Source organism: Mesorhizobium sp. M0060, from assembly GCF_040323155.1.
In the GTDB taxonomy this organism is placed as follows: domain Bacteria; phylum Pseudomonadota; class Alphaproteobacteria; order Rhizobiales; family Rhizobiaceae; genus Mesorhizobium.
Genome location: NZ_JAMYUP010000010.1, coordinates 150142 through 162478, shown reverse-complemented (window position 1 = coordinate 162478; position 12337 = coordinate 150142). Strand labels below are relative to the sequence as shown.

The following is a 12337-nucleotide window of genomic DNA, read 5'->3' as shown; positions in this document are numbered from 1 at the left end:
GTGACCTCGGAAGCGCCACCCTTCTGGTGGGAAGAGCCGGACTGGCGGGTCACGGCGCTGTCGCCGCTCTCCGCCGTCTATGCGCTTGTCGCCGGTCGCCGCATGCGGCACGCGCCGCGCGAAAAGGTCGAGGCGCCGGTGCTCTGCGTCGGCAACTTCACCGTCGGCGGCACCGGCAAGACGCCGGTGGCGATCGCATTGGCCGAACAGGCCCGGCGCATGCAGCTCAATCCCGGTTTCCTGTCGCGCGGCCATGGTGGCTCCTTTGCGCAGCCGCATATCGTCGATCCGCACCACGACGCCGCCAAGCATGTCGGCGACGAGCCGCTGCTTCTGGCCGAACACGCGCCGGTCGCGGTGACGCCGAACCGGGCCGCCGGCGCCAGACTTCTGCTGGAAAAGCTCGGCTGCGATTTCCTGATCATGGATGACGGTTTTCAGAGCGCGCGCATCCACATCGACTATGCGCTGGTCGTCGTCGACGCGCGCTATGGCATCGGCAACGGCAGCGTCATCCCCGGCGGGCCGCTGCGGGCAAACATCGTCGACCAGCTGGTCTTCACCAGCGCGTTGCTGAAGATGGGCGAGGGCACCGCGGCCGACACGGTCGTGCGCCAGGCAGCGCGCGCCGGGAGGCCGATCTTCGAGGCGCACACCGCCCCGAGCAGCAAGGTGACGCTGGCCGGCAGGCGGTTCCTGGCGTTCGCCGGCATCGGTCATCCCGACAAGTTTTTCGACACTGTCCGCGAGGCCGGCGGCGAGCTTGCGCTGACCAAATCGTTTCCTGACCATCATTTCTATGGCGAGGACGAACTTGCCGAATTGGCGGCGACGGCGCGTAAAGCCGGGCTTGGCCTCATTACCACCGCCAAGGACGCTGCCCGCCTGCGTCATGGCGCAGCGCCGCCGGAATTCCTCGGCCGGCTCGACGTGCTGGAGATCGACACCGTCTTCGAGCTCGACCACGTGCCGCAACGCATCATCGACGAGACACTGGATGCATGGCGGCAGCGCCGGCTGAGAGGCTGACCAGCAGCTGAGCACCGAGGCGATGCGGGGACGGGGATTTTGCATCTTTCCGCTGGTCGCGGCATATTTTGTTCTTGCTTTGTGCCGGCAGCTATGCTACTAATGCAGCTATGCTACTAATTTGGACATGGTGATGATTCGCCGACGACCCGCGCTCGAGCCCCGAGGCGGGTTTTTTGTTGTGAGATAACCTCTGAGGCCGGTGTTGTCGGCCTGACTTCGGGGCAGAGAGGGGCGCAAAGGATCGCAGCGGGGCGACTTCCATTTGCGTCAGACTACCGTCGGCGGCGCAGTTCCGGATGCGCTTCGATCTCACGGCGCAGCGAGGCGGCGGCATTCAAATAGGGTTCCTGCCTGGCGACACTCCAGTATTTGAGCTCGTCGAGCGGAATGCTCTCGCCGGTCACCGCGCAGCGCACGAAGGCGCCGGGGCTGGTCACCTGGAAGTCGCCGTCGAGGTAGCGGATGCGGGCTTCCTTGCCGCCGGGGCCTTCGAACCGGTTCATCATGGGGTGGTGCCGAAATTCATGACGATGTCATCGCCACAAATTGCGGCGAGGTCAAGCTTGGTTGGCCTTGCTTGGTTCTGTTTCCCGTGACACTTGCTCGAACAAGCCGGCAAAGCGGATGCCCGGCATCTCATTCCTCAGCCGTGATAAACTGCCCGATCTTCTCCGCTGCCAGCCCGGCTTGGACTGCGATGCGCCGGGCGAGCTCGGCGGCGGCAGCGCGCGGCCGCCCCAGCGGCCGGTCGAGCCAGTAGGATATCGGGCTGAGCGCACTGCGTTCGTCTACGGCGACGATGCGGCCCGAGTTCAACTGATCCACCGTCAATGGCGGACGCGCCAGCGCAATGCCGAGCCCGTGCGCGGCGGCGTCGAGTACGAGATTGTAATCCTCGAAACGGCGATCGTGCGGCCGCGGCCGATAGTCCATTTCCTGCGCCGCAAACCAGGCGCGCCAGGCCGAAGCGTCGGAATCGTTGATCACCGGAAATTTGAGCAGCCGGGCAGGATCTCCGCGGCCGATCTCCTTGGCCAATTCCGGGGAGGCGACCGGGAACACATATTCCTCGAAAAGTTGCACCGAGATCCGGCCCGGAATGCGGCCGCGCCCGCAGCGAATCGAAAGGTCGATACCCTCGTCGGCAAGATCGCCCTGGCGGATGTCGACGTCGAGCACGATGCGCAGCTTGGACGGGTGGTTCTCCAGCACCGCCATGCGCGGCATCAGCCACAGCCCGCTGACCGAGGGGATCGAGGTCAGCCGCACCACCGCCGTGCCGCGCGGCTCGATCCAGCGATCCGAATTGCTGGCGATCAGGGCGAAGGCTTCGGTGGTGCGCAGATGCAGGCGATTGCCCTCGACGGTCAGCGAGACGCCGCGCGCGCCGCGATCGAACACTTTCAGCCCGAGCCAGCCCTCGAGCTTGGCGATCTGCCGGCTGACGGCGCCATGGGTGATGTTGAGCTTCTCGGCCGCCGCCGAAAAGCTGCCGGTGCGCGCCGCGGCATCGAAGGCGCGCAAGGTTTCAAGCGGCAGCATCGGGTCTAAGCTGTGATCCATAGTCACAGGTGATCCTCGATTTGTTCGTTTGTCAACCGGCTCACTATGGCGTTTTCTCTGTTTCATGGCATTGAATCGTGGGGACACCGAGATGAGCGTTTACACCGGCACGTTGAATCCGACACAGCGGATGGATACCACAGCGGTCATCGCGGTGGCGCTGACGGTGGTTGGCTGGGCCTCTGCTTTTCCGGCGATCCGCGCCGGCCTCGCCGCCTTCGGGCCGCTGGAGCTTGGCGCGCTGCGCTTTGCCATCGCTGCGGTTCCGGCGGCGATCTTCCTTGCCATCAAGCGGCCGGCTCTGCCCAGGCTCGACGAACTCTGGCGCTTTGCTTTCGGCGGCTCCATTTTCGTCGCCTTGTACACGGTGATGCTCAATTTTGGCGAGCTGACCGTTTCGGCCGGTGCCGCCGGCTTCATCATCAATGTCAGCCCGATCTTCACCGCCATCATGGCCATGGCGCTGCTCGGCGAACGCTTCTCAGGCCTTGCCTGGGCCGGCACATTCCTGTCCTTCGCCGGTATCGGCATCATCGCCATGGGCGAGGGGCAAGGATTGCATTTCAACAATGGCGCGTTGCTTGTCCTCGGCTCGGCGCTGTGCTCGGCCGTCAACACCATCGTCCAGAAGCCGCTGTTTGCGCGCCATCACCCGCTGACGATCTCGGCCTCGAACATGGTGCTTGGCGCGCTCTGCCTGGCGCTCTTCCTGCCGAGCGGCCTTGCGCAGGCGGCGGTCGCCGATACCGCCGGTCTCGGCGCTGTCATCTTTCTCGGCATCGTGCCCAGCCTGATCGCCTACGCCGCCTGGGCAACGGCACTTTCCCGCCTGTCCGCCGCGCGTGCTTCGAACTTCCTCTATCTGGTTTCGCCGGTGGCCACCCTGATCGGCTTCTTCTGGCTGGGCGAAGTGCCGACCTTGCTCGGCATCATCGGCGGCGCGCTGGCGCTGGGTGGCGTCATCGTGGTGAATTTGAAGAGGTAATTACCTCAAATGCTTGACCGCTGACTACACATGGCAGCTGATCCTGATTAGGAATAAGGGCGCCATCAGTGAGCTTAGAATGCCCAAGACGTTTTTTCGGGACGCGTCAACGTTTCGCCCAATAGCGGTCGGTTACGGTAGTTGTATCGCGTCAGATCGCATTACCGTAGATGGCACACAAGTCGGCTATCTGTATCGTGAAACACCAGACGGTCCGATTGATAGCGGCTGGCGCTTTTTTTCTGGTGATGAATCTGACGAATATGTCAACAATCCGAATAACTTAAGCCTATTCGATGTTAACACAATTGCGAACTACGACCCGCTCATTATCCCTTGTCTAGAGGCGCCTTGCGGAAGTGCCTTTTTTCGAAGTGAGGGGAAGTTTGTCTATGAGAAGTTCGACCCCCCAGATGATGCCTAGAGCCGTCCATTTGGAGGCCGCTCAATGCGATCCCCTCATCGCCGCCCAAACAGCCGCTCGATATCCGCCAGCTTGAGCTCGATATAGGTCGGGCGGCCGTGGTTGCAGGTGCCGGAGCCCGGCGTCGCCTCCATCTGGCGCAGCAGCGCGTTCATCTCTTCGGGCTTGAGCAGGCGGCCGGAACGCACCGAGCCGTGGCAGGCCATGGTCGCGGCTATTTTGTCCAGCCGCCCTTTCAGCGTGTCGACCGTGTCGTTGTCGGCGATCTCGTCGGCAAGGTCGCGCACCAGCTGCTGGACATTGGTCTCGCCGAGCATCGACGGCGTCTCGCGCACCGCGACGGCACCCGGGCCGAAGCGCTCGATGCCAAGGCCGAAGCGGGCCAGCGTCTCGGAGTGCATGGCGAGCCGTTCGGCATCTTCCTCCGGCAGGTCGACGATCTCGGGCAAAAGCAGCATCTGCGACGGCACGGCGCGCGAATGCAGCGCATTTTTCAAGGCCTCATAGACCAGCCGCTCATGCGCCGCATGCTGGTCGACGATGACAAGCGAGTCCCTGGTCTGGGCAACGATGTAGTTCTCATGCACTTGCGCGCGCGCGGCGCCCAATGCCGTGCCGAGCAGCGTCTCTGCCGCCTGGTCCTGCCCGGCACGCGCGTCGGCACTGTGCAGCGGGCCGGCGTCGAACGCCGCTTGATCGTCTTCGCCGAATCCGCCATTTGCAGCATCGCCAAGACGCGTGTCCAGCGGACGCTGCGGCGAACGGGCGGGATCGAACCCGGCAAAGCCGGAAGCCCGATAGGCCGCCTCGTAGCTGCGGTGGCCGTTGGCCGGCCCGCCATGCGCATAGGAGGCAGCCCCTGGCCGGAACGCCGCCATCATGCCGGCAGCGCCGGTGGTGGCGGCGCGGATGCCGGCATTGGCCAGCGCTTCACGGATGGCGCCGACGATCAGCCCGCGCACCAGCCCCGGATCGCGGAAGCGGACGTCTGCCTTGGCCGGGTGGACGTTGACGTCGACGATTGCCGGATCCAGCGTCAGGAACAGCACGGTGACCGCATGGCGGTCGCGTGGCAGCACGTCGGCAAAGGCGCCGCGGATAGCGCCGGCGATCAGTCTGTCGCGCACCGGCCGGCCGTTGACATAGGCGTATTGCTGCAGCGCGTTGGCGCGCGTGAAGGAGGGGACCGAGACATGGCCGGCGAGATGCACACCGTCCCGCACGGCGTCGATGGCAATCGCATTGTTCGGAAAGTCGGCCCCCATCACCTGCGCCACCCGGCGCAGCCGGCCTTCGGGGCCGCCCTCGGTCGCCGGCAGTTCCAGCGTCGAGCGGTCCGGCCCGGCCAGCGTGAAGCGCACGGCGGGGAAGGCGATGGCGATGCGCTTGACCACGTCGCCGATGGCCGAGCTTTCGGCGCGCTCGCCCTTCATGAATTTGAGCCGCGCCGGCGTGGCGAAGAACAGGTCGCGCACCTCGACCGTGGTGCCGCGATTGGCGGCGGCCGGCTTCACGGCAGAGACGCGACCGCCGTCGATGCCGATCTCGGCGGCGCTGTCCCCCGACGCGGTGCGCGAGCGGATCGACAGCCGCGCCACCGAGCCGATCGACGGCAAGGCCTCGCCGCGAAAGCCAAGCGAGCGGATGTCGTGGATGTTGTCGGCGAGCTTGGAGGTGCAGTGGCGCGCGATCGCCAGCGCCAGTTCCTTTTCCGGAATGCCGGAGCCGTCGTCGCTGACGCGGATCAGGTTTAGCCCGCCGCCGGCGGTGACGATCTCGACGCGCGTCGCGCCGGCGTCGAGCGCGTTCTCGACCAGTTCCTTGACCACGCTTGCCGGACGCTCGATGACTTCGCCGGCGGCGATCTGGTTGATCATCGTTTCGGAAAGCTGGCGGATGGGCATGGCAGCACTATAGGCGGATTCGTGGTCGATGCGGGAGGGCAGAATTGAGGAAATCCACGCCGCGGGCCGCGACGGGCCGCTCGTGCATTCAAGTCATGAGTTTGGGCAGCGCTGCCGCCAGTGCATCGACGGCAAGGCGGACTTTCATCGGCAAGTGGGGCGTCTGCAACCACAGCGCATGAGCGTCATAGAGAAACCTCGGCTGTTCCGGCAACAGCGGGACGAGTACGCCGGCTTGAATGCGCTCGCGAACCATCCAGTATGGCAGCCAGGCGAGTCCCATGCCGGCGGCCGCGGCATCGGCGATGGCATCGAGATCGTCGAGCCGTAATCTGCTGACGGGCCTGACCTCCGCCGCGGGCTGGCCGTTGCGCGGAAACAGCCACGGCTGAACGGCACGCCCGGAACGGCGGTAGATGATCGCATGATGGCGGCCGAGGTCATCTATCGCCTGCGGCTGGCCGTGCCTATCGAGATAGGACGGCGACGCGCAGACGACCATGTGCTGGCGCGCGATGCGACGCGCTATCACCCCGGTCTGGTCCTCCAGATCGCCCGTGCGGACAGCGAGATCGCAGCCATCCTCTGCGAGATCGGCGATGGCATCGCTGAACGACAGGTCAAGTTCCAGCGCCGGATATTGCTGCGCAAGCCCGAGCAGGATCGGGGCAACGCAGCGCCGGCCGAAATGCACCGGCATGAGGACACGCAGCTTTCCGCGCGGCTCGGCAAGCTGGTCGGCCGCGAGTGCATCCGCGGCCTCCGCTTCAGTAAGCACCAGCCTGCAGCGTTCATAATAGGCGCGCCCGAAGTCTGTCAGGCTTTGGCGGCGCGTGGTCCTGTTGATAAGGCGCACGCCCAGACGCTCCTCGAGAAACCGGACATGCTTGCCGACCATCGGTCCGGACAGATCGAGAGCGGTCGCCGCGGCCGCGAACGAGCCCAGGTCGACGGCTTTGACGAACACGGCCATGCTGGTAAGGCGATCCATGATTCAAAACTTCCAGTTTCTACTGCTCTACTCAAGCGGCTATTTATCCGCCTCACTGCCGCTGGCATAGCATATTCAGTTCAAATATTTTTGAGTTGTGACCGATGGCGCGTGTTGTTCGCTTTTATGAGCTTGGTGGTCCCGAGGTTCTGCGCATCGAGAATGTCGACATGCCTGCGCCTGGGCCGGGCGAGGTCCAAATCCGTGTCAAGGCGTTTGGCATAAACCGGGCCGAGGCACTGCTGCGTTCGGGCACTTACATCCAGACCGCGCCGTCGCCTTCCGGCCTTGGGCTTGAAGCGGCGGGTATCGTTGAAACGGTCGGCGAAGGCGTGGACGGGTTTGCGCCGGGCGATGCCGTCAGCGTCGTGCCGCCATTGTCGATGGTCCGCTGGCCTGCCTATGGTGAGATTGCCACATACCCCGCCGAGCTCGTCGTCAAGCACCCGCCATCGCTGAGCTTGGAAGAGGCAGCCGCCGCGTGGATGCAATATCTCACGTCCTATGGTGCGCTGATCGACATTGCCAAACTTGGCAGGGAGGACTTTGTCGTCATCACCGCGGCATCGAGCAGTATCGGACTTGCCGCGATCCAGATCGCCAACATGGTTGGCGCGACCCCGATCGCGGTCACGCGGACGTCTGCCAAGAAGCGGGCTCTGCTCGAGGTCGGCGCCGCCCATGTCATTGCTTCAGCGGAAGAAGATCTGGAAGCCCGGCTGAAGGAAATCGCCGGCCCGGAGGACATCCGAGTGGTGTTCGACGCAGTCGGCGGCCCGATTTTCGAGCCTCTGACGGCTGCGATGGCACGGGGTGGCATTCTCATCGAATATGGCGGTTTGAGTCCCGAGCCGACACCGTTCCCGCTGTTCGCCGTGCTGGCCAAGACGCTGACGCTGCGCGGCTATCTCGTCGACGAAATCACTAGCGATCCGGCGAAGCTGGAGGCTGCCAAGGCGTTCATTTTCGATGGCCTGATGTCGGGATCGCTAAAGCCGGTAATCTCCAGGACCTTTTCGTTCGACCAGATCGTCGAGGCGCATCGCTTTCTGGAGTCGAACGAACAATTCGGCAAGATTGTCGTGACGGTTTGACCGGGCATTGATGGGATAGCCTCACGCCTGCGCGGCCAGCCAGTCTCGCACCTTGCGAGCATTGTCGCTGAGCTCGCGGTTTCTCGACCAGATGACATGAAAGCCCTTGCCGGTCGTCATCGTGTGGTTGGTTACGCGCACCAGCAGCCCCGATGCCAACAGCCGCTCGGCGAGGTGACCCCAGCCGAGCGCGATGCCTTGCCCTTCCATGACTGCCTGGATCACCAAGGCATAGTCGTTGATGCGCAAGCCACGCCCGGCATCGGCGATGTCGACACCGGCCGAGTGGAACCACTCGTCCCAGCTGGCGGCCTCGCGAAACGGCTCTTCGAGATGAATGAGACGGTGCGATGGAAGATCTGCGACGCTCTCGGGCAGCCCGAACCGTGCCACATAGCTCGCGCCCGCAACCGGGAATATTTCCTCATCGGCCAGCGGCAGCGAATGATAATCCGGCCAGTCCTTGGGCTCGCCACCACGAACGCCGAGCGGGATGTCTTCGGCGATGATGTCGAGATCGCGGTCGGCGGTCTGGATGCGCAGGTCGATCCCCGGCAATTCGTCGCGAAACTGCTGCAGGCGCGGCATCATCCAGAACGAGGCGAAGGCGGTTGAGGCGGAGAGCGTCACATGAGCGCCGACGACGATCTGGCGCAGATCCTCCGCCGACTTGCGGATGTGCGACAGGCCGAGCGAGACGTCGGCATGAAAGCGATCGCCGGCTTCGGTAAGACTGACCTGTCGATGGCGGCGCTGGAAGAGTTTCGCGCCGAGCTGTTCTTCAAGCCCGCGGATCGCATAGGACACGGCAGCCTGCGTAATGCCGAGCTCCCGCCCGGCGGCGGTAAAGCTCGACAGCCGCCCGGCGGCCTCGAAAACGATCAGGCTGCCGGCCGAGGGCAGCAGATGGCGCAAGCTCCGCATAAGCTGAGCTTATACAAGAGATCAGGATTTTCCAGCGTCACAGCTGCATTTTGTCCGGCTAGATTGGTCGCCAACAGCAAGATGGAGCCTGCATGAACGCACCGGCGGTTGAAACGACGACCGAACCGGCAAAACGCCGCGAGCGCGGTGGTGGCCGCATCGCCCGGCGCGAGCTGCGTTCGCATGGCTCGGAAGGGCTCAGCCGGCCCTATATCGTCCGCAACATTCCGACCTACGACATCCTGTCGGAGGAAAACCTGCTGCGCATCGAGGCGACGGCCGATCGTATCCTGGCCGAGATCGGCATCGAATTTCGCGACGATCCCGTGGTATTGGCGCATTGGAAGCGGGCAGGGGCCGCCATCGATGGCGCGCTGGTCAGGTTCGAGCCCGGCATGCTGCGTGAGATCCTGAAGACCGCGCCGGCAAGCTTCACCCAGCATGCACGCAACCCGGCCAATTCGGTCGAGATCGGCGGCAAAAGCGTCGTCTTCTCGCCAGCCTATGGCTCGCCCTTCGTCATGGATATCGACAAGGGCCGCCGCTACGGCACGATCGAGGATTTCCGTAACTTCGTGAAGCTGGCGCAGTCCTCGCCCTGGCTGCACCATTCCGGCGGCACCATCTGCGAGCCGGTCGATGTGCCGGTCAACAAGCGCCATCTCGACATGGTCTACAGCCACATCAAATATTCCGACCGCGGCTTCATGGGCTCGGTGACGGCCGAAAGCCGGGCGGAAGATTCAATCGACATGGCACGCATCGTCTTTGGCCGCGATTTTGTCGACCAGAATTGCGTCATCCTCGGCAACGTCAATGTCAACTCCCCGCTGGTCTGGGACGCGACGATGACGACGGCGCTGCGCGCCTATGCCCGCGCCAACCAGGCGGCGGTGATCGTGCCGTTCATCCTCGGCGGCGCCATGGGTCCGGTGACCAATGCCGGCGCCATTGCTCAGTCACTCGCCGAAACCATGGCCGGCTGCGCGCTGACCCAGTTGGAGCGGCCCGGTGCGCCGGTGATCTTCGGCAATTTCCTGTCGTCGATGTCGCTGCGTTCGGGATCGCCGACCTTCGGTACCCCGGAGCCGGCGATCGGCTCGATGGTCATCGGCCAGTTGGCGCGGCGGCTCAACCTGCCGCTGCGGTGCTCCGGCAATTTCACCACCTCGAAGCTGCCTGACGCGCATGCGATGAACGAAGCCACCATGTCGATGCTCGCGGCGGTGCATTGCGGCGCCAATTTCATCTTGCATTCGGCCGGCTTTCTCGACGGCCTTCTGTCGATGTCCTACGAAAAGTTCGTCATGGACGCCGATTTCTGCGGCGCGCTGCACACCTATCTCGACGGCGTCAAGATCGATGACAACCAGCTGGCACTCGACGCCTTCAGGGAGGTCGGGCCGGGCAGCCACTTCTTCGGTTCGGCCCATACTTTGGCCAATTACGAGACTGCGTTCTGGGATTCCGAAATCGCCGACAACGAACCCTTCGAGAAATGGGAGGCAGCCGGATCGGAAGATGCCGCGATCCGCGCCAACCGGCGCTGGAAGAAGGCGCTGGCCGAATATCAGCCGCCGCCGCTCGACCAGGCAATAGACGAGGCGCTGCAGGATTTCATGGACCGCAAAAAGAACGAAATGACGGATGCCTGGTACTGAACATCAGATGGCGATCAACGCCGCACGTCGCATAATGCGGAAAGACGGAGGAAAAAATGACACTCTTCAGAAGCAACGGTGATCGGATACCGAGCGCCATCGAAGCGATGGCCAGCGACGTTCGTGCAGGTCGTGTGGACCGGCGCGAGTTTCTGGCGCTGGCAAGCGCCTTCGGCGCATCGACGGCCCTTGCCTACGGCATGATCGGTCTTGCCGTCCCAGAACGGGCTTTGGCTGACGAGCCGAAGAAAGGCGGAACGCTGCACGTTTCGATGTCGGTGAAGGCACAAAAGGATCCGCGCACCTACGACTGGGTGGAACTTGCGAACATTTCACGCTGCTGGCTGGAGCCGCTTGTCCGCTACACCCGCCAGTTCACATTCGAGCCGGTCCTGCTCGAAAGCTGGGAGGTCAACGACGACGCCACCGAATATGTGCTGCACGTGCGTAAGGGCATCACCTGGAACAACGGCGATGCTTTCAGCGCCGATGATGTGGTCTACAATCTGACGCGCTGGTGTGAGAAGGCTGCCGCCGGCAATTCCATGGCCGCGCGCGTCGGTGCGCTGATCGACGCAAAAACCGGCAAGGCGAGGGATGGCGCGATCGCCAAGGTCGACGACAACACGGTGAAGTTGAAGCTGAACGAGCCGGACATCTCGCTGATCCCGAATTTCACCGACTATCCGGCGCTCGTGGTCCATCGCAACTTCGACGCTGATGGCGCCAATCCGATCGAGAAGCCGATTGGCACCGGGCCGTTCGAACTGGTGTCTTATTCGGTCGGTCAGAAAGCGGTCGTCAAGCGTCGTGAGAATGGCAAATGGTGGGGCGGCGAAGCGCTTCTCGACGGCGTAGAATTCATCGACTACGGAACCGATTTCAACGCGTCGATAAATGCATTCGACTCCGGCGAAATCGATCTCAACTTCGAGACGCCCGCCGACTTCATAGACATCTTGGACAAGATGGGGCTGGTAAAATCGGAGGTCGCGACAGCGACCACGCTCGTTGCCCGGACCAACGTCACGCACAAACCCTACGACGACAAGCGCGTCCGCAACGCCCTCCAGATGGCCGTCGACAACAAAGCGGTGCTCGAACTCGGCTATGCCGGGCGAGGCACCGTTGGTGAAAACCACCACGTCAGCCCCATTCATCCGGAATACTACGCGCTGCCCAAGAAGACACGCGACGCCGCGGGCGCCAAGAAGCTGATGGCCGAGGCTGGGCAGGCCGACTTCGAGCATGAACTGATCACCGTCGAGGACGATTGGCAGAAGAACACCGGCGACGCGATTGCCGGCCAGTTGCGCGACGCCGGAATCAAGGTGAAGCGCACCGTGCTGCCGGGTTCGACCTTCTGGAACGACTGGACGAAATACCCCTATTCGATGACCATCTGGTACATGCGCCCGCTTGGCGTCCAGGTGTTGGCGCTGGGCTATCGCACCGGCGAGGCCTGGAACGAAACCGGCTACTCGAATCCTGATTTCGACGCCAAGCTCAAGCAGGCTCTCTCGCTCATCGACGTGGAGAAGCGCCGCGAGGTCATGAAGGACGTCGAGCAGATCCTGCAGGATTCGGGCGTTATCGTTCAGCCGTTCTGGCAGAAGCTGTTCAGCCACACGAACAAGAAGGTGAAAAACTACGGTGTCCACCAGACCTTCGAGATGGATCTCCAGAACGTCTGGCTAGACGCCTGAGTTAACTCCCCAAGGCAGTCACCTATGCCAGCCGACGAAGCGTTGCAGGATTT

11 protein-coding genes are annotated in these 12337 nt (G+C 63.4%); 6 read left to right on the top strand and 5 right to left on the bottom strand.

What is annotated here, in order from left to right:
• Window positions 1-1029 (top strand): tetraacyldisaccharide 4'-kinase, encoded by a 1029-nt coding sequence (gene lpxK / locus NKJ94_RS12940; RefSeq protein ID WP_352525441.1) that lies wholly within the window; start codon window positions 1-3, stop codon window positions 1027-1029.
• Between the two features lie 275 nt (window positions 1030-1304).
• On the opposite strand, the gene NKJ94_RS12935 is transcribed toward lpxK, so the two are convergent.
• Both NKJ94_RS12935 and NKJ94_RS12930 read right to left on the bottom strand, forming a co-directional pair.
• The gene (locus NKJ94_RS12935) at window positions 1305-1538 is read right to left on the bottom strand and encodes a DUF2093 domain-containing protein (protein ID WP_031193470.1); all 234 of its coding nucleotides are present in this window, start codon (window positions 1536-1538) and stop codon (window positions 1305-1307) included.
• Between the two features lie 130 nt (window positions 1539-1668).
• A complete protein-coding gene (locus NKJ94_RS12930) occupies window positions 1669-2595 on the bottom strand; it encodes a LysR family transcriptional regulator (protein WP_352525440.1) in 927 nt (308 codons plus the stop codon).
• 91 nt (window positions 2596-2686) lie between these two features.
• On the opposite strand from NKJ94_RS12930, the gene NKJ94_RS12925 reads away from it, so the two are divergent.
• Together NKJ94_RS12925 and NKJ94_RS12920 are read left to right on the top strand one after the other, a co-directional pair.
• A complete protein-coding gene (locus NKJ94_RS12925; RefSeq protein WP_352525438.1) occupies window positions 2687-3580 on the top strand; it encodes a DMT family transporter in 894 nt (297 codons plus the stop codon).
• 79 nt (window positions 3581-3659) lie between these two features.
• Entirely contained in the window at window positions 3660-4004 is a 345-nt protein-coding gene (locus tag NKJ94_RS12920) for a DUF2185 domain-containing protein (protein ID WP_352525436.1), read from the top strand.
• 35 nt (window positions 4005-4039) lie between these two features.
• On the opposite strand, the gene mutL is transcribed toward NKJ94_RS12920, so the two are convergent.
• Together mutL and NKJ94_RS12910 are read right to left on the bottom strand one after the other, a co-directional pair.
• Window positions 4040-5908 carry a DNA mismatch repair endonuclease MutL gene (gene mutL, locus NKJ94_RS12915; protein WP_352525435.1) on the bottom strand — a complete coding sequence of 623 codons (1869 nt, stop codon included), beginning with the start codon at window positions 5906-5908 and terminating at the stop codon, window positions 4040-4042.
• A gap of 88 nt (window positions 5909-5996) precedes the next feature.
• Entirely contained in the window at window positions 5997-6899 is a 903-nt protein-coding gene (locus NKJ94_RS12910; protein WP_352525434.1) for a LysR family transcriptional regulator, read from the bottom strand.
• Window positions 6900-7003: 104 nt separating this feature from the next.
• Here NKJ94_RS12910 and NKJ94_RS12905 point away from each other — a divergent pair, with 104 nt between their 5' ends.
• Window positions 7004-7993 (top strand): zinc-dependent alcohol dehydrogenase family protein, encoded by a 990-nt coding sequence (locus tag NKJ94_RS12905; protein WP_352525433.1) that lies wholly within the window; start codon window positions 7004-7006, stop codon window positions 7991-7993.
• A 21-nt stretch (window positions 7994-8014) separates the two neighbouring features.
• Here NKJ94_RS12905 and NKJ94_RS12900 read toward each other — a convergent pair whose 3' ends face one another.
• Window positions 8015-8917: a LysR substrate-binding domain-containing protein gene (locus NKJ94_RS12900; protein ID WP_352525432.1), complete on the bottom strand. Its 903-nt coding sequence runs from the start codon at window positions 8915-8917 to the stop codon at window positions 8015-8017.
• Window positions 8918-9009: 92 nt separating this feature from the next.
• Here NKJ94_RS12900 and NKJ94_RS12895 point away from each other — a divergent pair, with 92 nt between their 5' ends.
• Complete coding sequence (locus tag NKJ94_RS12895) at window positions 9010-10578, top strand: trimethylamine methyltransferase family protein (protein WP_352525431.1); 1569 nt, start codon at window positions 9010-9012, stop codon at window positions 10576-10578.
• 56 nt (window positions 10579-10634) lie between these two features.
• Window positions 10635-12284: an ABC transporter substrate-binding protein gene (locus NKJ94_RS12890; RefSeq protein WP_352525430.1), complete on the top strand. Its 1650-nt coding sequence runs from the start codon at window positions 10635-10637 to the stop codon at window positions 12282-12284.
• Window positions 12285-12337: the final 53 nt, after the last annotated feature.

Bases quoted from the DNA above. Each gene is read 5' to 3' on its own strand.
- NKJ94_RS12930 (WP_352525440.1), bottom strand. From the start codon at position 2,595: ATGGATCACAGCTTAGACCCGATGCTGCCGCTTGAAACCTTGCGCGCC.
- NKJ94_RS12905 (WP_352525433.1), top strand. From the start codon at position 7,004: ATGGCGCGTGTTGTTCGCTTTTATGAGCTTGGTGGTCCCGAGGTTCTG.
- NKJ94_RS12920 (WP_352525436.1), top strand. From the start codon at position 3,660: ATGCCCAAGACGTTTTTTCGGGACGCGTCAACGTTTCGCCCAATAGCG.
- NKJ94_RS12895 (WP_352525431.1), top strand. From the start codon at position 9,010: ATGAACGCACCGGCGGTTGAAACGACGACCGAACCGGCAAAACGCCGC.
- NKJ94_RS12925 (WP_352525438.1), top strand. From the start codon at position 2,687: ATGAGCGTTTACACCGGCACGTTGAATCCGACACAGCGGATGGATACC.
- NKJ94_RS12900 (WP_352525432.1), bottom strand. From the start codon at position 8,917: ATGCGGAGCTTGCGCCATCTGCTGCCCTCGGCCGGCAGCCTGATCGTT.
- NKJ94_RS12910 (WP_352525434.1), bottom strand. From the start codon at position 6,899: ATGGATCGCCTTACCAGCATGGCCGTGTTCGTCAAAGCCGTCGACCTG.
- NKJ94_RS12890 (WP_352525430.1), top strand. From the start codon at position 10,635: ATGACACTCTTCAGAAGCAACGGTGATCGGATACCGAGCGCCATCGAA.
- mutL (WP_352525435.1), bottom strand. From the start codon at position 5,908: ATGCCCATCCGCCAGCTTTCCGAAACGATGATCAACCAGATCGCCGCC.
- NKJ94_RS12935 (WP_031193470.1), bottom strand. From the start codon at position 1,538: ATGATGAACCGGTTCGAAGGCCCCGGCGGCAAGGAAGCCCGCATCCGC.